Annotated in this window: 13 protein-coding genes and 1 tRNA gene; 5 read left to right on the top strand and 9 right to left on the bottom strand. The window is 58.9% G+C overall.

Features of this window, described 5'->3' with window-relative positions:
- Positions 1–106 precede the first annotated feature (106 nt).
- Positions 107–739 carry a dCTP deaminase gene (gene dcd / locus AC6H1L_RS16520; protein WP_497598578.1) on the top strand — a complete coding sequence of 211 codons (633 nt, stop codon included), beginning with the start codon at positions 107–109 and terminating at the stop codon, positions 737–739.
- A gap of 121 nt (positions 740–860) precedes the next feature.
- Here dcd and AC6H1L_RS16515 read toward each other — a convergent pair whose 3' ends face one another.
- The gene (locus tag AC6H1L_RS16515; RefSeq protein WP_497598577.1) at positions 861–6,257 is read right to left on the bottom strand and encodes a HEAT repeat domain-containing protein; all 5,397 of its coding nucleotides are present in this window, start codon (positions 6,255–6,257) and stop codon (positions 861–863) included.
- A gap of 468 nt (positions 6,258–6,725) precedes the next feature.
- On the opposite strand from AC6H1L_RS16515, the gene AC6H1L_RS16510 reads away from it, so the two are divergent.
- From AC6H1L_RS16510 to AC6H1L_RS16500, 3 genes are all read left to right on the top strand, one after another.
- The gene (locus tag AC6H1L_RS16510; protein ID WP_497598576.1) at positions 6,726–8,504 is read left to right on the top strand and encodes a glycoside hydrolase family 3 N-terminal domain-containing protein; all 1,779 of its coding nucleotides are present in this window, start codon (positions 6,726–6,728) and stop codon (positions 8,502–8,504) included.
- Positions 8,505–8,606: 102 nt separating this feature from the next.
- On the top strand, positions 8,607–9,041 hold the full coding sequence (locus tag AC6H1L_RS16505) for a hypothetical protein (RefSeq protein WP_497598575.1): 435 nt from the start codon (positions 8,607–8,609) through the stop codon (positions 9,039–9,041).
- Positions 9,042–9,059: 18 nt separating this feature from the next.
- Entirely contained in the window at positions 9,060–10,898 is a 1,839-nt protein-coding gene (locus tag AC6H1L_RS16500; protein WP_497598574.1) for a lipopolysaccharide biosynthesis protein, read from the top strand.
- Here the strand turns inward: AC6H1L_RS16500 and AC6H1L_RS16495 are convergent.
- From AC6H1L_RS16495 to AC6H1L_RS16460, 8 genes are all read right to left on the bottom strand, one after another.
- Positions 10,879–11,991 (bottom strand): DmpA family aminopeptidase, encoded by a 1,113-nt coding sequence (locus tag AC6H1L_RS16495; protein ID WP_497598573.1) that lies wholly within the window; start codon positions 11,989–11,991, stop codon positions 10,879–10,881. The two genes, AC6H1L_RS16500 and AC6H1L_RS16495, sit on opposite strands and share 20 nt — an antisense overlap.
- 153 nt (positions 11,992–12,144) lie before the next feature.
- Complete coding sequence (locus AC6H1L_RS16490; protein WP_497598572.1) at positions 12,145–13,368, bottom strand: glycosyltransferase; 1,224 nt, start codon at positions 13,366–13,368, stop codon at positions 12,145–12,147.
- Between the two features lie 256 nt (positions 13,369–13,624).
- Positions 13,625–14,473: a hypothetical protein gene (locus tag AC6H1L_RS16485; protein ID WP_497598571.1), complete on the bottom strand. Its 849-nt coding sequence runs from the start codon at positions 14,471–14,473 to the stop codon at positions 13,625–13,627.
- Between the two features lie 54 nt (positions 14,474–14,527).
- A complete protein-coding gene (locus tag AC6H1L_RS16480; protein WP_497598570.1) occupies positions 14,528–15,277 on the bottom strand; it encodes a histidine phosphatase family protein in 750 nt (249 codons plus the stop codon).
- 478 nt (positions 15,278–15,755) lie between these two features.
- Positions 15,756–15,831 (bottom strand) — tRNA-Arg (locus AC6H1L_RS16475).
- A 578-nt stretch (positions 15,832–16,409) separates the two neighbouring features.
- Positions 16,410–16,832 (bottom strand): ArsR/SmtB family transcription factor, encoded by a 423-nt coding sequence (locus tag AC6H1L_RS16470; protein ID WP_297165498.1) that lies wholly within the window; start codon positions 16,830–16,832, stop codon positions 16,410–16,412.
- Positions 16,833–17,223: 391 nt separating this feature from the next.
- Entirely contained in the window at positions 17,224–19,032 is a 1,809-nt protein-coding gene (aspS, locus tag AC6H1L_RS16465; RefSeq protein WP_497598569.1) for an aspartate--tRNA ligase, read from the bottom strand.
- Between the two features lie 177 nt (positions 19,033–19,209).
- On the bottom strand, positions 19,210–21,570 hold the full coding sequence (locus tag AC6H1L_RS16460) for a Stp1/IreP family PP2C-type Ser/Thr phosphatase (RefSeq protein WP_497598568.1): 2,361 nt from the start codon (positions 21,568–21,570) through the stop codon (positions 19,210–19,212).
- Positions 21,571–22,508: 938 nt separating this feature from the next.
- Between AC6H1L_RS16460 and AC6H1L_RS16455 the strand changes: the two genes are divergently transcribed.
- Entirely contained in the window at positions 22,509–23,750 is a 1,242-nt protein-coding gene (locus AC6H1L_RS16455) for a glycosyltransferase family 4 protein (RefSeq protein WP_497601560.1), read from the top strand.
- Positions 23,751–23,766: the final 16 nt, after the last annotated feature.

Below are 23,766 nucleotides of genomic sequence, written 5' to 3'. Positions count from 1 at the left end.
AGCGCCGACACACGCGTCTCGGCAACGCCCAGGAACGGAGCCGCACCCTGACGACGGTGGGTAGGTCAGTAGCGCCAGTTCATCCAGTGCGGAGGAATGAGGAACTATGCTGCTATCGGATAAGCGTATCAAAGAGGAGCTTGCACGCGGCAATATAGTCATCGAGCCTTTTGACGAGCGCCAGCTAGGAACGAACTCCTACGATTGCCGTCTGGGTGAGTGGTACTTTCAGGGCGATGCCAATGTCGAGATCCTCCATCTAGACAACCCGGAAGAGATCCGACGCTACTGGGGCGAACCACGCCGTGCGAAGAATGGCCAAATCGCTATTCGCCCAGGAACCACCATTCTTGCACATACGCAAGAAATTATCGGCGGGCGCAATGGCTACCTGGGCAAAATGTATGCCCGCAGCACAGTAGCTCGCTCGGGTCTGTCGGTCTGTCGCTGCGCAGGCGTGGGCGACGTAGGCTATATCAGTCGCTGGACAATGGAGATCAGCAACCATACCATGACTACGATTGTCGTTCCCGTCGGCTTCCGCATCTGCCAGATCACCTTTGAATACGTCGGCGAAACGCTCAAGGAATACCAGGGGAAATACGGGCAGCAGCATGAATGGACCCCGGAGGACATGCTCCCCAAAGCCTATTTGGATTGGGACTACGCCCTCTACAGCCGCCATCGCCGCCAGCCGCAAGAGCCTGAGCTACTTATGGGCGGCGAGCACAAGGACTAGCCCCAGTGGACACGCAGGCCGCACCGGGCCAGAGTCTTGCTGTTCGCCAGCGAGCGCGCTGCTCTCTGGTCAACCCAGGGTTACCGGTGCGGTCTATTCTATGCCCGCGCCGGGCCGGCCCTCACGGGTTTTCTGCACCCTGGAGGAGATTGATCTGCTCAACAAGCTGAGCATTGTGGGCGTGCAACTGATTAATCTGTTCTTGCAGTAGGCGTTTCTCATGAGCGACCACATTCAAGCGCTCTTGCAGCCGCTGAATAGCCTGCTGAGCCTGCTCTAGCTCCTCACTCTGGGTCCCATGCTCTTGCTGCAGACGCTGACATTCCTGTGTTAAACGAGCGAGTTCCTGCCGTGCAGCATCAAGCTCCTGTTGCGTCTTCTTCAGAGAATCCTCCAGATTCTCCCGTTCGTGTTCCATATCGCTAATCTGGCTACGAGCCTGCAGGAGCTGCATTGTCAAGTTACGCATATTTTCCTTGTGAGCCTGCTCGACACTCTGCAAATCGTTTTCCAGGCGAGTAATGTAGGCCCCATAGCGCCAGCCGAGAAGGACCTCCACCAAATCGCGCTCTGCACTGCCCTCTTTCAAGCGCTGACGCAGCTCCTCCAGCGCTTCGACATTCCAATGTCCTCCCGCCAGAAGACCCCCCAAGGCTCGCAAAGAAATCTCTAACTGATCAGGGCTTTGGAGCCGCTCCTTATTTAGCGTGAGCCCATACTGACTGAGGCTCAGAGCCAGCTCGCAGATCTCAGGATAGGCGCGCAGCATGCCCAAAACACTGACCACCTGATTGGCCAGATCCGGCGGCGTCTCAGGATCATGATACATCTCCCACAGAGCCGTCTCGCCCTCTCGTCCCAGGAAGAGGAAGCACCGCATCAAGAGATCCTGCCGCTCTGAGCGCGCATAGAGGGCCTGAACCAGATGCTGTACGATATACTCGCCTCCCATCAGCAGGAGCAGAGCCAGAATACGCCGGCAGAGTCGTTCATCGCTCTGAGGGTGCTGCACATACTCCAGCAGAGCCGGGACCATCTCCTGACGCGAAGGGTCAGCGCTATTCGCCTCATCGTGGATGCGCTCCTGTAAGAGCGTAGCCGCCATAGCGCTCTCTTGCACTGTCCGGCTGGCGAGATGAGAGAGAAGCTCATCCTTAATGACAAGCGTCGGCATACTGCGGAAAATCTCCAGAGCAGCCTCACGCCGCTGACGATTGGCCAGATCACTACAGGCCGCCCAGATAAAGGGAAGGGCCGGCGTACCGATATCGCGCAGAATCCGCCGCGCAGCGCGCGCCACCTGGGGATCTGAATCAGTGATCAACTCGCCCACAGGCCCAACCGCCAGCTCGCCCAGCTCCACCAGCGTGATTTCAGCGCCATGCCGGCGCTCTTCCGAGCGCAGGGCCTCGACCAGGCCCGCCAGCGCCTCACGTCCAGCGGGCGTAAGACGACGCCGGGCCAAGCGCGCCAGCACCTCAGAGACCCCCCCAAGCAAATAGGCGTCGCCCAATCCTGCCAGGAGGGCCGGAATAGCCAGATCAGCGAGATCGCCAGCAAGGATCTCCACCAGGCTTTCATAGGCACGCGCAGGTAACGAGGGACTAAAAAGCTGGACCACCTGCTCTACGGCCTCCGGCTGCTGACGCACCAGCGAGATCACCAACTGCTGGGCGCGCCTCCTCGCTAGCTCATCCTCCTGGGCCAGCCCCGGCACGATCGCTGAGAGAATCTCAGGTCCGAACTGCAACAGCACCGAGACAGCCGCATCGCCACGCTCAGGATCACCTAAGAGGCTGATCAGCGGCGGTACAGCCTCAGCCGGATAGCGTATCAGATATTCGGCAAGGACCGGGCGCCAGGCCGGGCGATTCAGTACCTCCAGCAGAGCTGGTACCAAAACTTGTCCCGCCATGCCATCGAGAATCTGACGAACATAACTCCTGGTTCGGGCATCAGGATGGAAAAGATGATGGACGAGCAACAAGGCTGCCTCGGCCCCTCGCTCCTGGAAGATTCTCGCCACCTGCCTCACCTGAGCCTCGCTCCCGTGGGTAAGCACGGCAATAAGCTGCTCGCCCGGAAATGGCTCCATGCCCAAAATCGCCCGTCGGGCCCGGGCCGTAACCACCGTCTCGCGCTCCGGTTCGACATCCAGAGCCTCCAACAGATCCGAGAGCGCCACCTCACGCAAACGGCTCAGCGCCAAAATAGCCTCTTCATAGACAAGCGTCTCTTTGCTGTCGAGCAGTGCAATCAGCGGTGGCACCACCTGCGCATCAGAAAAACGGCTCAAAGCCCGGACAATAGCCACCGTCAGCAGTGTCTCGGCCCGAGCCTCCTGCAAGAGACTCACAAGCGCAGGAATGACCCGAGGGTCATCTAATCCTTCCAGTACCTGGATGAGCAACTGTGTACGGCCTGGAACGATCTGCGGGAGAGCCTGTAAGATAGGCTCAACCACCTCTTCCCCCATCTCACCGAGGATACGCGCAGCCAGCCCGGCCACCTGCTCCTCCTTGCCCCGCAGCACCAACTCAATCAGGCCAGGAATACTTTCGGGCACATAGGCATGTTGTAAGGCAATCCCCACCTGCTGACGCACCAATGGAGAACTATCAGCTAACATTTTGAGTAATACAGGCAAAGCCTGCAGATCGCGTATACCCCCCAGCACTTCAACCACGCGAGCCCGCACCACATCGGCGCCCTGGCTCTCCAACTGCTCTAAGAGCAAGGGAGTCAGGCGCGCATCACCCTGCTGCAGAACGCGAATAGCATTGCGCACCAGGAGATCATCCGAGCTAGCCAGGGCCTGGATCAAGAGCTGGACGCACTCGGGCTGCGGCTGCCTCTGAAGCTGGCGGATAAGCAGATCACGAGCTGCGCGCTGCACTTCGGGTGGCTGTTGCCCGGACAGGAGCGGACAGACAGCATTGAGCACGCGCGTGCGCTGCTCCTGAGAGAGGCCACGCTGTGGATCAGCTTCGCTGAGAAAATAGTCAAGCACGACCAGAATGGCCCGCAGTACTTGCCGGGCAGCCGCCATACCGGGTAAGTACTGCTCTAAGGCCTCAAGCAATGGCTCTAAGGCCCGCGCTGGACCAAGACGAATCAGGGCTTTCAGCGCCCCTTCGACAATGACTTGCTCACTGTCGCTCAGGCAATCGAGCAGCGGCTGAACCGCCTGCTGCGCATCACAGCGGGCAAGAATACGGACCGCCGCCGCCCGTAGACGGAGAGAATGATCGGCTGCCGGCTGTACCAACTCAGCAGCATAGGGGATCACCCCCTCGCCCAGACGCCCTAGCACAGGGATCAGACGACGCACCTGGGTATCATAAGCGGGCAGGTCGATGACTTCATAGAGATAATCGAAAAAGCGATCGAGCAGCGGCTTTTGATCACAGAGCCGCAACAGGTTTTCAATGCCGGGCAGCATGACCGTTGGCAGTAGCCCCTGATAGACCTCCAGCGTTCCTTCTGCCGCAAAGCGCGCAATGAGATGGGCTAAGCGCTCAAGGCCAGTAGTGTCGCGCAGGACACCAGTGAGTAAGCGCAAGAGGCGCGGAGGTAAGCTCAGCGGCTCATCAGGCATAGAGCGCGGAGGACGCCAGGCGACCCCAACGCAGATGAGGGCTAAAGCACTGGCGGCTACGGCAGAGGTAGGATGAGCCTCTCCAAAATTCGCAAAGCGCTCTGCCAGCTCCAGCGGTTCATCTACGATGCCCGCCCACATGGCCACCGGGCCAGCCCAACGCGCAGCATCGTCACAACACAGGGCTAGCACCGTCTGACGCTCCCCTATTCCCTGGTCTGCCTCCTGATCGATCTCCAGCAAGACGCCAGCGACCAGATACTCAACCAGCCAGGGATGACGGAAGCGCAGGCTGTCGGCGCTGAGCGTCAACAGGCCAGCGGCCTCCAGGCAGGCCAGTTGCTGTTCTAGCAGGGGGGGATCAGCGAGCGGCGCCTGCACATCTGTCGGAAGCACGGCTCCCTGACCTGACAAGAGTGAGCGATTCTCTTCAAGCCAGCGAGGAAGAGCCAGCGCGGCTGCACGCGCCCCCGCTCGCTGGCGGCGCCCCCGGGCAGCGGGTAGCACCATGAGGGTCCGGGCACCACTCTGGTAGAGGAGCCAGGCCAGTTGACGAAGCAGGGCTATTAGCTCTTCTTCTGTGATTCTTTGCTTTCCACGCCGCCAGCGCTTCTGGCGCAGCTCGCGCGCTAACCAGAGGTGCAGCAGGCGGTCCAGCAGACGCCCACGGCTATCAAACTGCTCTGGATCTCTCAGATCGAGCGTGTCTAGAATCTCTAGAAAGCTAAAGAGAGTTAAGGGGAGACTGCAGAGATAGCGCAGGCGACTATCTTCAAGCGCATGCATGATCTGACCAGCCGTGTATTGTCGCCGCGCCACGATTTGCTGCTCTTGCAGTGCCTGCTCAACGAAACGCCGGACCAGCGCGGGTGGAAGAGGAGCAAATACAGCGCAAGCCATCTCGCCTTCTGTCAGCAAGCGCTCAAGCTCGGGCAGAGCCTCATGAGAGAGATCGCAGGCGCTCACCACCAGACGATTGCCCGTTTGCCTCATGAGGTAAGTGAGTTCAGCGATGATGGCTTCGCGGAAGGTCGCTTCAACCAGATGAAAATCATCGCACAGGAGCAACAACTGCCCACGCTCCGCTAGCTGACTCAGATAGGGCCGCACATGTCGCAAACCCACCGCCTGGCTCTCTAGCAGAAAGTCAAAGAGGGTCGCCTCCGGCTGCAGACTGGCTACCGCCACACGCCTATCCGCAGCTCGCCCTTCTACCCCATCCTCACGCTGCCCCGCCGCTAGCTCACTCCCCAACTCCGTCCCCAATTTTATCGACGATCTTCTATTAAGATAGAGGCTATAGTGCTCTAGAGAGAGATATATGGGCAATCTGGCCCCTTTTCCTCCACTGCGGAGGAAAGCATCGAGAGCAAATTTTTGCAGTTGAGAGAGAGCAAAAGTTTTGCCGGTGCCTGAAGCGCCCAGGAGCAGCAACTGAGCGGATGGCTCCTGCAACAAAGCAGAGAAAGTCAGGTCCTGTTTATATGGCAGAGCGCTCTGATCAGTGATATCCTGATAGTAAGCGAGCGCCGTTTCGTAGATACTAGAGGTAGTGAAGAGAGGGAGGCCGGTCTGCGGTCCTGCCAAAGAAGAGCGAGCAGAGCGAGCATAGGCGCGGAGGGCTAGCGGGCGGCGCAGCAGGCCAGTGATTACAAAGACAGCCAGGCCAACCCCCACAGGAATGGCCAGTGACCACCATCCACTTAAGGAGAGCGTAGGAAGCCAGGAAGCAAGAGACAACAACAAAGCAGGCTGTCGGCCCTCTCCCTGTCTCAGCGGCCAGTGAAAAGCCACGTATTGCAACCAGTGCGGCACCAGCTCAATGGCGAAGCCGGCCGTGGTGGCCAAGGCACCAGCCAGCAGCGGCCAAGCGAGCAGCCGTAGAGCTGTCGCCCTGCCTCCCAGTTTTTGTATGCTCACGAGGGCCTGTGGATTTTGTTCCGCTCTCATTCCGTCCAGCGACCTTTCGCAGAACTTGCCGGTTGATAGCAGTCACAGTATAGCGTAGAAGCGGTGACTTGAACAAGTGTCAACATGGAGGCAACCGAGAGCAATGAAGAGCCAGCACACAGGAGGGCTACCTTATGGCACAGAAGACTTATGAACCTCAGCTTGACGCATAGCGAGGGAGAGCGAGAGACCGCGCGGCGCGAAGCTCCTCCTATGCCAGCGAGGAAGAGGGTTCTTCAGCTCTTGGTCAGTCAGTCTGTCAGCTTTGGGCTCCCCGCGCGCCTGTGGATCACCAGAGTACGGACAAAAGGCCCTGGACCGGCAACCAGGCCATACGTCATTGGTAATAGCAACAGAACAAAGCGAGTGGCAAGCTCCTCTGTTAGAGAGAAGCCTATTCCTAAGACAGGGAACAACCGATCACGAGGTATCACGATTATGGAGAGAGAGCAACCGCCCGGCCAGAGCAAGAGACCAGAGGCATCACCTGCTGAAGCGGGTGTCGAGGATGAGGATACTGTCAAGTTGGCCGTGATCAGGATTCCCGGCAGGCCTTCGTCCAAACGTCGCCCCCCGCACGCCGGTACAGAGGCCGGCAGCGGGGCCGATGCTAGAAGGTTACAGGCCCCCTTCCTGACGCCGCTTGACCACCCGGAGCCGGCCTCAGACGAGCACTCTCGCGAGGAGCAGGCTGAAGAGATCGCGCAGCAGGAGACTAGAGAGCTGCCTACTCCGCCGGTTTCGGCAGAGCAACAGTCTCGCCTGGCCGAGCTTGAGACGCTGAAGCTATCTGCTGCTGTTGCTACTTCCGCCCTTCCTTCCCCTTCTGGAGTGAAGTTGGCGGAGCGGGCGGCCTCTGCCCTGGCACTGCTACCCACGCGTAAACTGCCTGCTTTGGCGGCAACCAGCGGACGGGGACATGAGCAGAGCTGGCAGCTGAGCCGCGGTCAGGCTCTTGCTTTGATAGTGCTCCTGCTCGTCCTGGTCGCCAATGCCAGCATGACCAGTCTCGCTCAGCTACTGGGGCCACAGGGCTGGGCCTTTATGCTCTGGGGAGCAGGCAGCAGCTCTAAAAATGTCCTGCAGCAGATTCGCTCGGCCTTGCCCTCCGCTACACCAGCGACCCGCACGACAGAGCACGGCTCGCAGCAGCAGCTTACTCCTTCAGCTTATATTAATCTGATTCTACGTAATATGACGCTCGATCAAAAGCTGGGGCAAATGCTCTTTGTACAATTCACTGGCCCTTATTATTCACTCGATCTCAGCACTATGGTTACCCAACAAAATGTTGGCGCTGTTATTCTGTTCACTGCTAACAATAACATTCTGAGCGCCCCCCAACTGAAGCAGTTGACTCAGGAGATTCAGGCAGGGGCGCGCACTGCCGGCAGCGGCATTCCTCCACTCATCGCCATCGACCAGGAAGGAGGTCGCGTTGATCGCCTGCGCGGTCTTGACGGTCCGCGTCCCTCAGCCGCCGAAATTGGCGCCTCTAACGATCCCGAGCGTGCTCGGGCAGCCGGCCTACAAGACGCCCACGATCTGGCCGCCTACGGCATTAACCTGAATCTAGCCCCGGTTGTGGACGTGACCAGCGTCTATAATCCTCAGCTAGACACGCGCACTTTTGGCAACGATCCCGCAGTTGTGACACGCATGGCCGGGGCATATCTGCAAGGACTGCAGCAAAGCGGCCAGGTCTTTGGGACGCTGAAGCATTTCCCAGGCCTGGGCGATGTTAGCGTCGATCCTCACAGCGGGCTGCCTATTCTCACCCGCAGCCTGGCCCAATTGGAGACCAACGATTGGTTACCATATCGGACGTTAATCCAACAGGGGCAGGTCCATGCCGTCATGGTGACTCACGAGATCGTGACGGCGGTCGATAGCAGTACCCCCTCCTCGCTCTCGCCCAAGGTGATCACCGGTATTCTGCGCCAGCAGCTCGGCTTTCAGGGGGTGGTCATTACTGATAGCCTTACGATGGAGGGCGTCAGCGCACATTATAGCGAGAGCCAGGCAGCAGTGATGGCAGTGCAGGCCGGAGCCGATTTGCTCATGGGACCGATCTCAGCCCAAACAGCGGCCTCCATGCTAGCGGCTTTGAAATCAGCCGTCGAGGCCGGTACGCTGAGCGTCCAGCGGATCGATGAGTCAGTCCGCCGCATTCTGCTGCTGAAATACCAATTGGGGCTGCTGCATCTCCCTCAGTAGCTCTCTCTCGTTTCAAAGGTACGGAAGCGTTTCTATGATGCATCCATGCTTTGAGCGTATCATACCTTAAAAGAAAGAGAAACCATAATGTTGCGTTTAAGTGTGCCAACCGCTGAACAAGAGAGACGCTGGCATATTACTGTTCTCTGTTTGATTGCCCTGGAGACCCTGCTCGTGTTAACGGCGCTGGTGCCGGCTCAACTGTGGACGCGCCTCCTCCCCCAATCGGCAGAGGCGGCGCTAGACGGCCCCTATCCGCCGATGCTTGCCCCGGTTGTGGCAGCCTTACTGTACCTGCTCCCTACGCTGATTGGCTTCCTCTGCCATGCCTGGCAGCGGGCCTTGCTCTACGCTACCCTGCCAGCCTGGTTCAGCCTGGGTCTCTTTCTGGTGGCCGCTACCTTCAAGGTCGGAGCTTTCTACCTGGTCTCACCGGACCATGTGACGGCCAATGTGAACACGCTGGAGCTGTTCGCCCTGCTGGGTGGGATTGGTTGGCTAGGGCGACAGGTCTTCAAGCTGCACCAATCTAGCTAAAGGTGTATACTACGAGCTATGCAGCGCCCTAGGTTTCACCCTTTGCGACTGAAACGCCTCTACACAGGCCAGCTTCCCAACGAGGATGCTCAGTCCGGCGGGAGCGAAGCAAGCCAGCCGGCTCGTCTGGCAACGCTTGAGGGAGAACTTAGCAAACAGGAAGGCGGTCAGTGCGATGAGCAGGAGGCAGGTTCAGGCTCTGCTTCTGATCTGACCAGCGGTTTAGCAGCGAGCCAGGAGCAGAGTGGAGCTGAGGCCGAGGCCCGTCATTTGCTGCGCCGAACGCCTATCAGCTATTTGCTCAATCAGGTATACGGGCTGTGGTTTTTTCTCTCTTCCTTTATTCTAACGCTCATCATTACCCGTGCGTTCGTCAATAGCCATGAACTCTATGGCATTTACGCGGTGGCAACGTCAGCTTTTAACACTATTGCCTACATCGTCGCCTTCGGACTGGAGGATGCTACAACCACCTATGTGCCAAGAGTGCTGGCAGAGCACGGGCAGCCTGCAGCCGCAGCCCTCATCCGACGGCTGTTGCTCCTGCGCTGCTTGACGCATGTGCTATGCATGGGAGTCATGCTTTTCGCCTTGCCGGCCCTGGCCTGGCCCTTCAGCCTTCTACCTGCTTCGTGGACCTGGGCGAGAGATCTGGCCAATGGCTTGCGCAATCCTCAGTTACTCCATCATATTACGCCTATCGCGTTTTACGTTCTCGGCAACGGCATTTTCAGCCTGCAGACCGCTGTCTGCGCCTCCTTTATGCGCATGCGCCTGGTCTTTGTGATCGGCAGCCTGGCCCAGCTTGTCCAGCTTCCCCTGAGCTATCTGGTGCTGCTACTGGGTGGAAGCGTCGATGGATTGCTCTGGATGCAAGCTTTGGTCTCACTCGCTAGCGCCGCGGCTTTTCTGATCTGGCAGGCCCCCCTTCTACTCAAGCGCGGAGCAAGAGCAAGCTATTACCAGCCGCTGCGGCCAGTGATCCGCCTTGGCCTTTCAGCCTGGCTCACAAACCTGGTCTCTGGGGCCTTGCTCAAGCAAACGGTCATCATCATGCTGGGGAGCTTCGCCGTGCCGCTAGCGGAAATTGGCTATTTCAACCTCTCTTATCAGCTCGGTCATACTGCCAGCCTGCTCATGGTCACTGGCTTCGGTGGCGTGGCCGGCTCAGCCCTGGCGGCGGCTTTTGTCGGCCAGAACTATGCGCGTCTCGCGCGCTCCTGGCAGGCCCTCATCAAGATTGAAACGCTGCTCGCGGCCCCGGTCCTGGTCTTCAGCTTCTTCAACGCTGCGCTCATTGCCCATCTGCTCTATCAGGGCTATGAGCCTGTTGGGCCTCTCCTGGCGCTCTTCCTGGTCTTCCAGATTCTGATTCGGACCCTCGGCACGAGCGTCCATCAGTCGACGCTCTATGTGGTAGGCAGAGCCTGGCAGGTGGTGCTTGGCCAGTGGGTTAGCCTGCTCTCGCTCATCATCCTGGGAGTCGTTCTTATCCCGCGCTGGGGACCAGCCGGCGCCCTGATCGCCGATGGCCTCGCTCAGGTCATCGGTGGCGCCCTGCTGCTTAGCTTTCTCCGGCGGCTGCTGCCCGAACGCTATCCGCTGGGCTATACGCTACGCCTGCTGCTCGGGCTGGCGCTAGCCGCTACCCCCTCTCTACTGTTGCGTCCCTCTAACCTCCCGACTCTTGTTCTCACGGGTTTGCTCTATCTTGCTGGCGCAGCTCTGCTGCTGGCCCTGATTCGCCCTCTTACTCAGGAGGATCTGGCAATGTTGCAGGCGCTGCATCCACGACTGGCCAGCTACTTGCGCCCCTTTGCGCGCGGACAGCAGGCTGCTAATGGTAACGCATCATAATGCGCTGCAGCTCGTCCAGAGGCAAGGCATAGGCCGTATGGCCTTGCCAGCCGCTGAGAGTTTCAGCCGCGGTGAGCGCGTTGAGAATGGCCTCTTCGACGGCCTCAACGGCAGCTTCGAAGAGGAGATCAAGCTGATCGTGAGGTAACATCGTTAGCGTGTAGGGCCGTTGCTGGCCTGCAGGCAGATGGTTACCGGTAGCAAAGGCGAGAAAGAGATCGCCACTGCCATTGCTGGCGATGCCTCCCACTCGCGCCAGCCCGAGCGCAGCCCGGCGAGCCAGGCGCTTGCACTGCAGGGGCAAAAGCGGCGCATCGGTGGCAAGAATGCCAATGATTGAGCCGGCCCCCTCTCGCCCGGAAGCAGGTGGCAGGGAGACCCAAGGACTGGGCACCACCTCATAGCCGAGTTCACGCCCCACCGGCACGCCAGCAACACGTAGGAGATGGCGCGCACCATAGTTGGCCTGGACCAGGGCCCCCACTACATAGCGCGCATCTCCTAGCTCGACCAGGCGCGAGGCGGTTCCAATTCCACCCTTCAGCTCGTGGCAGATCATCCCTGTACCGCCACCGACGTTCCCCTCGGGAACAGCTCCCCCCTGAGCCGCTCTCAGTGCCTGAAAAACATGCTCCTTGCGCACATGAAAAGCAGCAATATCGTTGAGCCAGCCATCCCAGGTCTCCCCCACTACTGGCAGGGCCCCAGTCCACGAGGAGGAGACCGCCGCCAGGTCTGTTTCCCCTTGCTGCTCTGCGGGGAAGGCGCAAAGGGCATCGCGCACCACACCCACCGCATTCGTATTGGTGATGGCAATGGGCGTATGCAACAAGCCGGCCTCCTCAATCCAGGCTGTACCGGTCATCTCGCCACAGCCATTGAGACTGAAATAGCCAGCAAAGGCCTGATCAGTCCAGATTGCCCCTTCACGCGGCACAATCACCGTGACCCCTGTGCGCGCCACCCGCGGCTCATCATAGATCAGCGTACAGTGGCCCACCAGCACCCCAGGCACATCCGTAATGGCATTGAAGCGACCAGGGGGTAACCGTCCTACAGCGATGCCCAAGTCACGTAGACGCGCGCGTGTCATCGCTCATCCCTCCTTCTCATGCCATGTCTCTGCTCGCCTTCTCCTTTTGACAGCTCCAGCAAGAGTACAGGAGCCGTGAACTGTCGCCGCCCTGCCTCCAGATCAGGCGGCAGGTCACGGCGCCGGGATAGAGGCCAGGTGTACTCTTCTCTGCTATTGTGCTAGCAGGCAGCGCGTGTCACTGAGTAGCTCAGCGTAGACCCCCATCACCTGAGCAGCAATCTGCTGCCAGTTGAAACGCATGACCGAGGGGCGCGCGGCCCGACGCATCTGAGCAAGCAAGAGAGGGTGATGCAGCATGAAATCCAGGCGCTCAGCGAAGAAGCTGGGGCAACGCGGCACTAAATAGCCGGTTTCGCCGTGGCGCACAATGGCAGCCAGCCCTCCGACACGGGTTGCGACCACGGGTGTTCCACAGGCCAGCGACTCAACCGCCGCCAGACCAAAGCTCTCATTACAGGAAGGCACAACCGTCACATCGACGGCGCTATAGATAAAGGGCATCTCACAGGGCGGGAGCGCCCCCAGAAAATGCACCCGCGAGGTCAACCCGAGCGAGGCGGCGAGCCGCCGCAAACGCTGAAGCTCTCGATCGCCTCGCAATTTGCCCCCGACAATGACCGCCTCAGCCTGTTCCTCCATCAGGGCCAGGGCCTGCAGGAGCATATCAGGCCCTTTAAAGGGGTCCAGGCGTCCGGCAAAAAGGATCAGCGGACGATCAAACGGCAACTGATAGCGCTGACGGGCCTTGAAACGATCCTGCGGGGCAAAGTGGCGCAAATCAACCCCACAGGGAATAACACGAATGCGCACGGGCGAAGCAGCATAGAGATTGAGCAAATGCAGCCGCTCCTCAGTAGTCGCGGCAATAATGCGATCGACCTCGGCCACAACGCGTGCTTCCATCTGCGCGCGGAGCGGCGGCTCCTGGCTAGACGGATCGCTCAGCAACTTCACACGAGCCAGGGTATGAAACATTGTCACATGAGCGATCCCCCAGCGCCGGGCCAGCTCCAAGCCAGCGCAAGCCGAGAGCCAATAGTGACTATGAACAAGGTCATAGGTCAGGCCTTCACTGAGACGGAAGGACTCAACAGCGGCACAAAACTGAGGGAGATAGGGGTAGAGATCCTGCTTTGGCAAACGCGCGATCGGGCCAGCCTCAACGTGGATTACTCGCGTGCGTGGTCCCAACGGAACGATTGGAGGAAGATGCTCATCGGTGCGACGGGTAAAGATATCAACAGCGATCTGGCGCTGCCCAAGCTCGCGCGCCAGAGAACGAATATAGACATTCATGCCGCCAGCGTCCGGCGTCTGTCCCGGCATATCCAGCGGAGACGTATGGACGCAGAGCATGGCAATGGCATGCCTCATAACACGTAAACTCCTTCTCCTTTTCAGAATTGGAAGATCCCTTCACGAGTTGCAGATGCGGGGCCAGCGTCCTTCACTCGCAATTAAGAGCAGATGCGCGGACACAGGCATCCCTCCTTTCCGATCCTGAACGCAGGCGGAAGACACCAACGTACCATGAAGGCTACAGCGCCATGCTGTAGCCATTACATAGAACACGCGGACAAAGCGCAGATATTTCCACTGGGGCCAGGCCGCCATTCCAAGGCGAGGCGACTCAGGAACGCTGCTGACGCTCCTGCTGACGTACCTTTTCGATAGCATCGAACATTTCGTTCATATCGATTCCGCGCCCTTGAGAGATTTCCTGAAGGCAGGCCACGCGACGCTTAAAGGCGGCCCTAAATTCCTGAGAGGAGAGGCCAGCGATCGTAGCCAGCTCATCAATGACACAGGCATCGGCATGCTCAAAGCTATCGTGCTCAGGGTCCCAGATGGAAAGAGGCAGCTTCACGATCTCGTCGGGCCGCTCAGGCGGAGCGGCAGGATGCAGATAATGCGTGGTAAACCAACGCCGGCGAGGTGGATAGATACGGCCTACCAGGCCTATATTGATCACCAGGCCCAGGCGGCGAATATCTTCCGCCTCCAGGCGCAGGTCACGACGGTACATGCGGATCACCTCATCGACTGTATCCGCGTGGACACTGGTCGCGATATGGAAGCCCTGAGCGGGCAGCCGCAAATAGCGGCGGGCCACCCGTCCCCACATATAGATTGGCAAGTGATCGCTGACCTCATTGCAGAGAGCGTAGGTGCGGGCAGGATCGACCTCCGGCAAGCGCGTGAACGAGAAATCCTCATACATGCCGGACATATAGGCCAGCGCCGTCCCCTCGGGGAGAAACTGGAGCAGAGCATTCAGCGTCGTTGTCTTGCCAACGCCGGGCTGAGGGTCCGTCGGACCAGCCACAGTCAGCGAAGCGCCATGCTCCAGCATCAACCAGACCAGGGCCACGGTCTCTGCATCAGTTGAGCCTAGGGCAATGATCTGCGCAATCGAGAGCGGGCGGCGCGACTCGTAATGCCACCAGTAACGCTCGTAAGGATCTCGCGGATCAAACATGCTGCTTCTTTCCTTCCAGCTCTCTCTCAGCATACACGACAGCCAGACAGCGCGCTAAGCCTCTCCTTCTATTGTACCTTTTTCCCCAGACTGGCTGCCACCATCAGACGAGACCGCCGTAGATGAGGAAGGAGGGGCCGCCGGGTCTGAAGCCCCCGACGCAGGAGCCTCCGGCAGACGCAACCAGCCTGGACGTGGAGTCCAACCAACGGCTACCAGACGAGGAGGCAACTCGCCTTCCAGTTCCACAATACTCACTGAGGCATTGTCGATCACCAGCAGTGGAGCCCTGCGCGCAGGCAGACCACTGTAGTGGGCCAGGAGCAGTTTGATCACATCAGCATGGGCCACAAAGAGTGGCCAGGCGCCCACTTCGGGACGTTGACGCCAGCGCTCGACTGCGGCGACGGCACGCTGCTGCACTTGGGGAAAGGTCTCAATATCAGGGGCAGGGGCCACTGTCGGATCATGCACAAAGGCTTTCCAGGCAGGATCTTTCTTTAGCAAGTCATCATAGCGCTCACCAGCCCAATGCCCCACATCGGTGTCCATCAGATCAGGCTCCAGCCAGACCTCCAATCCTCGCCCCTGGGCAAGAATCTCCGCCGTGTCACGCGCCCTCTCTAGAGGGCTGCTGATAATAGCGCTAATCGGCAACACACTCAAGGCATCAGCCAGACGCGCCACCTGCTGCCTTCCGTGATCCGTCAAAGGGATACCAGGCAAGCGACCAGGAAGGCGATGTTCAATGTTCCACGCAGTCTGGCCATGCCGGACAAAGAGCAGTGTTTGTTTATTTCCCATCGAGCTTGCAGTAGCTGCTTTCTCCCCAGATTGAGATGGCCGCCACCAGAGCAGGAGCCGACGCCGCCACATAAACAGGCGGTATCTTGTCGCGCCAAAGAGTACCAGTACCTGGAAGCAACCAGCAAGGCGCTCCCAGATCAGGCGCCAGCGCGCACGCAGCAGAGAGCGAGCAAACCAACTCTGAGTCACGGCCACCTTCCAGCGGCAGGCGGGACAGGACAGGATAGACCAGAACAGAGCGAACAGCGAAAGCGGGGCCCCAGCCAGGGTCGGCAGGATGCTGCTCAGCGACGAAGGCCTCATCCGCCCTGCTTATCCCGCCGCCATGTGGTTTTCATTGTAACAGGGAGGGAAGAGCGCTGCAAGCCGGCCCCTGCCCACCCCGAGCCAGCGCGGGCAGCCATTCAGCGCAGCAACATTCGGCCAGGGATAAAGAAAAAGCCCTGGTCATCGTTGATGACCAGGGACTCTTTGTTGGCGTGCCTGAGAGGGTTCGAACCTCTGACCTTTGGCTCCGCAGGCCAACGCTCTATCCACTGAGCTACAGGCACACTGGCTACTTAGCGTTTCCGCCTTGTAGGATACAAAAAATTTTGAGCCTTGTCAAGGGGGAAATTGCCAAGTTCGGCAGGTTTGGGGGCAGTTCCATGCCAAGAGAAGGCCTCATCTCGGCTTTGCAGCGGACACCAAGCAAGCGGCCTCTCCTGCAATGGAAGCCCCCACATGAAGCAGGTAGCGCTGCAGGACTGGCAGCTTGACAGCGCGGAGCCTGGGCCCGGCCTCCAGCCATTGCCGCGGCAGAGGCTCAGTAGCCTCTCCACAGGGGAGATAGCCCCGCCGCGCCAAGGCGCTTTGTCTGTCCCTTTCCGCATCTGGCACTCTGAAAAAGGGGACAAGGTCAGCAAGCTACGCGTTCCCCGGAGTGGGCTGTCCGCAGAGGAGAGATTACCCCCTCTCTCTACTCACTCTACCCATCAGCGCCCTACCAAGGGCAGCGCTCTCGAGGACAGAGCTGCTCCACGCCAGAGAAGCGAGCACTCCAGACCTCTACCTTGCAGCTCAGCCGCCAGCCTCAGCCAGATAGGGAATGAGAGAGACCTGGCCAGGGGACACGGCCAGGCTAACTGGACTAAGAGACAATGCCGCTGATCACATCGCGCGCACGGTTGAGCGCCTCACGGCGCACATAGTAGTAAGCCCAGAGGCCTTTCTTGCGGCAATCGACCAGCCCCGCATCTCGCAAAATACGGAGATGATGCGAGATAGTCGGCTGCTCCAGGGTAAAGCTCTCCACGATCTCAAAAACACACACCTCCCCTTCATAACGACTTAACAGGCTCAGAATGCGCAGGCGCGTGGGGTCCGCCAGCGCCTTCAGCAAGCGAGCCTGACCGATGGCCTCATCTTCGCTAAGAGCCGGCACAAACTTGGGCCCAACCCCAACCGACGAATGGTGAGATGAACCTGACTGCCGGCTCAAGACGCTCAGTGATCCCGTTGAACCAGACTGTGTATTGCTGCGAGTTGTGTTTCCCTGATTCGTTGTGGCCATTGTCTTCTTCTCCTTCCATCCTCCCATCCGGGTGATTTGAAACTTTCTCTAGATCTGGGGGGATCTACTTCCAGTATACTTGCCTATCCAAATCGTATTAAGGAGAAATCTATCGTTAACTCACAGGCGAATTTTTGGCCGAGAAAAAGACACAAATTTTACTAAACAATATCAGCAAATTCAGATGCATATAAATATTAACCTTCAATTAATTATCTATAGAGAAAAAGCGGTACACGCAAGAGAGGAACAGCGCCCGCAGCGTTGGCGGCAGCGTAGCGGGAGCCAAGCCAACCCGGCTGCGGGCGAGAGTCGGACCCGAGCGAGACAGAGCAGGCATCTTTCTCACGCCAGGCAAGGCCCAGAAGCGCCCAGAGACGGCATCTGCTCCTCAGCTATGGACAGAAGGCTGAGGAGACTGATCACCGGTGCGTACTTGTAGATGTAGCTCACGGAGCTGCTGCTCATCCACCGGCGAAGGAGCATTGAGCAAGACATCCTGAGCGCTTTGAGTCTTGGGGAAAGCGATCACCTCGCGAATCGTCTGCTCGCCGGCCAGAATCATTACCAGGCGGTCCAGGCCCAGCGCAATACCTCCGTGCGGCGGAGCGCCGTACTCGAAGGCCTCCAGCATATGGCCAAAGCGCTCGCGAATCTCCTCATCGCTATAGTTCATCAAGGAAAAGACCTTACGGAGCAACGGCGCCACATTAATACGGATGCTCCCCCCGCCGATTTCAGAGCCATTGCAAATGATATCGTACTGGCGCGAACGCACCTTAAGCGGCTCTGTCTCCAACAGAGGCACATCCTCCTCCACCATTCCAGAGAACGGATTATGCTCGGCCTCGTAGCGTCCCTCTTCCTCGTTGTAGCTCAGCAGCGGGAAATCGACCACCCAGCAGAAAGCCAGCTCCTGGGGATCGACCAACTGTAGACGCTCAGCCAGATGCAAGCGTAAGCGAGAAAGCACTTCATTACAGACCTCGACCCGATCGGCCACGAAGAGCAAGAGGTCGCCCGGGCCAGCCTGCATGCGCCCGACAATAGCCTGCACCTGCTCCGCACTGAGAAACTTAGTCAGCGCTGACTTCAGCTCGCCGCTTGGGCTAATCGCTAACGAAACCAACCCTTTTGCCCCGTGGCTGCGGGCAAATTCGGTCAGCTCCTCAACCTCGCGACGACTGTAGCCCGCCGCCCCAGGTACGCGGATGCCTTTGACCGCGCCACCGGCAGCCAGCGCCTGCTGGAAGACTCCGAAATTGCCAGCGGCCAGATCAGAGATCGTCACCAGCGGCAGATCAAAGCGCAGATCGGGGCGATCGGTTCCGTAGCGCTCCAGGGCCTCCCGATAAGAGAGGCGCGGGAAAGGCTTCTGTTTAATACGCTTCTGCGTCACTTGCTCGACGACGAAGATCAGCAGCCCCTCAATGAGGTTCATCACATCATTCTCATCGACAAACGCCATCTCAATATCAAGCTGAGTGAACTCCGGCTGCCGATCCGCTCGCTGGTCCTCATCGCGAAAACAACGCGCAATCTGAAAGTAGCGATCCAGTCCGGCCACCATGAGCAATTGCTTGAGCTGCTGCGGCGACTGCGGCAAAGCGTAGAAGTGGCCGGGATAGAGCCGGCTGGGCACCAGGTAATCGCGCGCCCCTTCGGGTGTGCTCTTGATCAGAATAGGTGTCTCAATCTCCAGAAAGCCGCGCTCATCGAGATAATCGCGCATGGCCTTGATCAGGCGATGGCGCAGGATCATATTCTCGCGCATTTTAGGCCGGCGCAGATCCAGATAGCGGTACTTCAAGCGCAAGATCTCATCCGCCCGGCTCTCATCGGTGATCGGGAACGGCGGGACGCGCGAGGGATTCAAGACGCGGATGGCCGCCGCCGCTACCTCGATTTCGCCCGTCGCTAGATGGGGGTTCTCTGTACCTGGCAGACGCTGGGTTACTGTTCCTGTGACCTCGATGACATATTCCGCACGCACTTCGCTGGCAACGTGATGCGCTTCTGCTGAGCGCGATGGATCACAGACAACTTGCGTGATCCCATAGCGATCGCGCAGATCCAGAAAGATGAGACCACCATGATCGCGTCGGCGGTTGACCCAGCCCGCCAGGCGCACCTGTTGCCCACAGTGCTCTCGACGTAGCTCTCCACAGGTATGAGTACGATAATGTACGGCAAAACTCACGATTGCTCAGAACTCCTTCCTTCCTCACTGCCATTCATGCACATATGAGAGAGGAACCGCCACGGGGTGAGAAACTCAGCCTGGCTGGCCAGGAAAAGAAAGAAAGCCTCCCTGGCAGCAATCCCCGTCGACCACTCTCCAACGAGAGTTTTTCACCCAGTGTACACCATCTCGCGGTCAGGCACAACTCCCCGACGAGGCGGTGTTTACGGTGATCACAGTGAACAGGGAGGCCGTATTTTGAGCCAGCGCATAGAGCTGGTTAGCACTGGCCGGATCAGGCTGCACGTTGCGCAAGGAGGCGAACAAGGTCGGAGAGGCGTACTGTCCCGTTAGCTGCAGCAAGATACTGTTCGACCCCGATGTCCCTCCGGCTGATCCGCCGCCGAGAGGTGTAAAGGAGAGCAGGCGATGAGTAGTGCTATCAGCAACATAGAGATGAGGGATATGATTGACGAGTCCAGCCGCGAGAGTAGCCTTGTTAGAGGTCAAGAGCGGAACAGGGCCTTGCTGCGACGGCACTGCGACAGTAGGTACAGGAGTTGCTGCTGTGAAGCCCTGATCACTGATAGGGAGAGCGCTCGGTATAGGACGTTGCACCTGCACAGGAACGGGCACCGGCTCCTGAGCCTTACCCGAGCTGTATTGCAGGCTCTGGACGCTCCCATCGCCTAACAAGAGGAAGAGCTGATTGTTAGGGAAAGCCGCAATGCTGACGACATTGGCAGAGATCGGAAGCGGCGCCTGTTTGGCTGCTAGCTTGGTGCGATCAAAATCAACGATCTGGGCGCTGTTAGGGGCTTGCTTGGAGGAGAAGACCACATAGATATCGCTATCCCAGACAGCAATTAATGATGGGACCTGACCATTAGCGAGGAGAGCCGTATCAATGGGTGTCGTTTTGGCTTTCGTCTGCCCCGCCTGCAAGACTGCCAGCTCATAGCTGGTCGTCGTCGCCCCCTGGTTTTGCCCGGAATGAGCCAGGAGCAGATAGAGCTGCGAGCCATCGTTAGCGCTAGCCATGCTGAGGACTTTCCCATCAAGATCAAGATGACTCTGCAGACTATACTGCTGATTGACTTGCATCAGCGGGTAGAGCTGGTTGTCTTCTCCCAAGGCGTACAAGAGCGCCTTTCCCTTTTGCTGCAGGACAGCCAGGCTGCGAGCATGGGTAGCGATGCTACCGGTATTGATCGGACTCACGCCCGTATTAGAGCAAGGGAGGGAAGTAATGCCAAAGCGCTTATTGTACGCTACCAGGGCCGCCTGAGTGCTGCTTGTGAGCGAGCGCTGCAGGCTGGTTAGCTGGGCACGCTGAGCATCCGAGAGCGCCACCCCCTGGAGCGTGCGCAGAGACTGCTGAGCTGTGGCCAGATCTTGCAAAGCGCGCGCCGGATCGCTACTTAACTCATCTGCCGCGCGATTGACCAGCGTCGTGGCCTGAGCCAACACCTGATCAGGATCGGGACCCTGACGCAGCACCAGATAGTAGAGAGATCCAACAGCCAGCGCCAGGAGAACGACCGCAACCAGGGCGACAGTGAGAAAGAAGATCCGTCCACGCCGCCGGCTCTTGGGGCGAGGCAACGCCGGAGCAGCTACCGCCGCCTCAGCCAGAGCTGGGGCCGAACGAGCAGAGAAAGAGAAGGTGCCACTATGGCCATTGCCATAGCGTGTCCCAGTCTGCCCCCTCGGCGAAGCCGCCGTCTCCAAAATCGCCGTATCCTCCTCGGGGCCGCCGACCGTTACCGGGCGGCGCTGACGAGGAGGAGGCTCCACCCCAACCTCGTTGACACGGATCACGATCGCAGTAATATTGTCGGGTCCCCCGTTCTCATTCGCCCGCTCCACCAGATGATAGACGCTCTCTTGAGGAACGAAGCGATTAACGATTTCTTGCAGCTCATCCTCAGTAATCAGCCCGGAGAGGCCATCGGTACAGAGGACCAGCGAATCTCCTTCCTGCAGTGGCTCGGTGAAAATATCGATCTCGACATCGGGTTGAGTGCCCAGCGAGCGAGTAATCACATTGCGCTGCGCGTGAGTACGGGCCTGATCCTCAGTCAGCAAGCCTGCGCGTACCTGCTCGGCGACCCAGGAATGATCCTGAGAGATCTGCTTGACCGTCTTGCCGCGGATCAGATAAGCGCGGCTATCGCCCACATTGGCAATATAGGCCATATTCCCGCGCAGCACCGCTGCCACGCAGGTCGTGCCCATGCCGCTGCGCAGCATATTCTCTGCTGCACGCTGATGGATGGCGGCATTGGCGCGCTTGATGGCACGGATCAGGGCGACCGGAACGTCATCGCTGTCGTCCTGATAGTAAGCCGTGCTCACAGTGTCTACGGCAATTTCGCTTGCCACTTCCCCCGCCGCATGACCGCCCATGCCATCGGCCACAATGAACAGTGAGCCTTTGGTTGCCATCACCTGGGGGTCCTTGGGGATGACATAGGCCATATTGTCTTCATTGTGCTCACGCTTGCGGCCAACGTCTGTTAGCTGTGCAACGTCGAGACGGAGTTGTTTGGCCAAAGCACTTCTCTCCCGTACTTGATAGCTCGCGATTGAGTGATGTGCACACTAGGCAATTCCGAGACTTTAGGCTATATTACACCGACGCCGAGAAAAACGCAACGCATGGGAAAGGGCATAGCAAGGCCGAGTAGAGGCCACTTCCCAAGGGTGCTACCAGCCTCGCGATCTCTATTTGACCCGCCCCACTGAGACGGAGCCACCCAGCTAGTGAGCGGGCTGAGCAGATGAGCGGAGCGGAGCGAGCCTTCGACCGTGTGCGCAGCGTACGCGCTCGTCGCTTCCTCTCCTCCCGCCCGCTAGACCCTCCCGCCACCGGCGATCGTGACCGGTATTGAGCTGGCTGTCATCCTGTCTGCTTTTCCCCTCCTCCCTGGCTGGCTAGCCAGCGCATTGAGCAGCCAGGTCGCCTCGGGCAGAGCCGACCAGGAGGAGTGCTTCCTTTTTTGCATTGTATACAGGCGAGGGGCTTCGGTCAAGAAAGCTGGCCTGAGTGGTTCGGGGTCAGGGGGCCAGTTTTAATCAGTTAGATAGAGAGAAAAGTAGCGGCAGGGCAAGCAAGCAAGGTAAGAGGCGGAGGCTCATCAGGACAGAGGCGCCGGCCAGGCACTGGGAACGCTGGCTGGCATTGCAATCGTACATCGTGGAGATTCGTCCAATCCAGGCCAGCCAGAATGAAGAAAGGACTCTCTGTGTCTAAAGGTCAGGGCCATGCGTTTATGCGTAATAGGGTAGGTGAAGGAGGCAGTAGGAAGGCAAGAAGATGTCAGTACACTGAGCTATTGCTCTCGGGAAGCGAGGAGGGATCAAGAGGGGGCAGGCGAAAAGGCCCAACGCTGTTACTCCATGAGCATGCGGGCCGTTCTTCTGGCAGGTTAGAGCGGTTGCTCTAGCATAGAACCAGGAAATATGCCGCTCTGAGAGGGGCCGCGATTGTGATGCATATTGGGATCAATGCCCAGCTTTTATCATACAGCCAGAGCTATCGCAACAGTGGCGTAAGCCGCTACATTCGTCGACTGCTTGAAGGATTGGCCCAGGAACCTGGTGAGTATCGCTATACGATCTTTGTCAATGGCCATGAGGTGGAGGAGCAATTAGCTCCGGTGGCGCGCCACCCACAGCTGACCTATGTCAGTGCCCCCTGGCCGGAAGAGCGGCCCTGGACACGGGTGGCCTGGGAACAGCTCAAGTTACCAGGTGAGCTGCGCCAGCGGCGGATTCGGCTGCTGCACTCGCCGGTGAATGTGCTACCTCTACGGCTGCCAGCGGGCTGCCGTGGGGTGGTGACTCTCCACGATCTGGCTTTCCTCCGCTTCCCGGAGGTTCTTACAGGTCCTAAACGGCTCTACCAACGTACCTTTACGCTGCGCAGCCTACGTCGCGCGACGCTGGTGGTTACCGTCTCAGAAAGTACGCGTCGCGACGCTATTGAGCTGCTCTCTCTACCGGCGGAACGCCTGCGCACCGTCTATCCCTGTATCGATGCTCGCTTTAGGGCCAGTCCGCGGGATGAGCAAGCGGTGCAGGCGCTGCGCGCGCGCTATGGACTTGAGAGCGGTTTTATTCTCTATCTGGGGACGCTAGAACCACGCAAAAATCTGGATACTTTGATTGAGGCTTTTGCCCGCCTGAAGCGCCAACAGGGCCTTCGTGAAAAGCTCGTGTTGGCAGGCAGCAAGGGCTGGCTCTATGATGCGATCTTCGCCCGCGTCCGCAGCCTTGGACTTGAGTCAGAAGTCCTATTCCCGGGCTTCATTGCGGATAGCGAGCAGGTTTTATGGTATCATGCAGCCACGGCCTTTGCTTACCCCTCCCTCTATGAAGGGTTCGGCCTGCCGGTGGCGGAGGCGCTGGCCTGCGGGCTGCCGGTGGTCACCTCTTCTGTCTCCAGCCTGCCCGAAGCGGGTGCCGGTGTGGCTCTGACGGTCGAGCCTCGCGATGTGGATGCTCTGGCGCACGCTCTGTATCGGGCACTCAACGATGAGAGCTATCGGCAGCACTGCCGCGCAATGGCCAGTACGGTGGCAGAACGCTTCTCGCTGCGCACAATGGCTCGTCAGATACGAGCTGTCTATGAGGAGGCGCTCAGCGAGAAGCAGAGCGAGGAAGAGAGACAGGTCCTCCAGTCTGAGCCGTGGCCGCAACGAGAGGAGCACCATGTTTCTTCACTGGAGTAGAAAACGTTCGATAAAG

This window comes from Thermogemmatispora argillosa, assembly GCF_059696725.1.
Note: the sequence above shows the minus strand (reverse complement) of the source record. Positions and strands in the feature narration are given on the sequence as shown.

Bases quoted from the DNA above. Each gene is read 5' to 3' on its own strand.
- AC6H1L_RS16500 (WP_497598574.1), top strand. From the start codon at position 9,060: ATGCAGCGCCCTAGGTTTCACCCTTTGCGACTGAAACGCCTCTACACA.
- AC6H1L_RS16495 (WP_497598573.1), bottom strand. From the start codon at position 11,991: ATGACACGCGCGCGTCTACGTGACTTGGGCATCGCTGTAGGACGGTTA.
- AC6H1L_RS16470 (WP_297165498.1), bottom strand. From the start codon at position 16,832: ATGGCCACAACGAATCAGGGAAACACAACTCGCAGCAATACACAGTCT.
- AC6H1L_RS16510 (WP_497598576.1), top strand. From the start codon at position 6,726: ATGGAGAGAGAGCAACCGCCCGGCCAGAGCAAGAGACCAGAGGCATCA.
- AC6H1L_RS16490 (WP_497598572.1), bottom strand. From the start codon at position 13,368: ATGAGGCATGCCATTGCCATGCTCTGCGTCCATACGTCTCCGCTGGAT.
- dcd (WP_497598578.1), top strand. From the start codon at position 107: ATGCTGCTATCGGATAAGCGTATCAAAGAGGAGCTTGCACGCGGCAAT.
- AC6H1L_RS16480 (WP_497598570.1), bottom strand. From the start codon at position 15,277: ATGGGAAATAAACAAACACTGCTCTTTGTCCGGCATGGCCAGACTGCG.
- AC6H1L_RS16485 (WP_497598571.1), bottom strand. From the start codon at position 14,473: ATGTTTGATCCGCGAGATCCTTACGAGCGTTACTGGTGGCATTACGAG.
- AC6H1L_RS16455 (WP_497601560.1), top strand. From the start codon at position 22,509: ATGCATATTGGGATCAATGCCCAGCTTTTATCATACAGCCAGAGCTAT.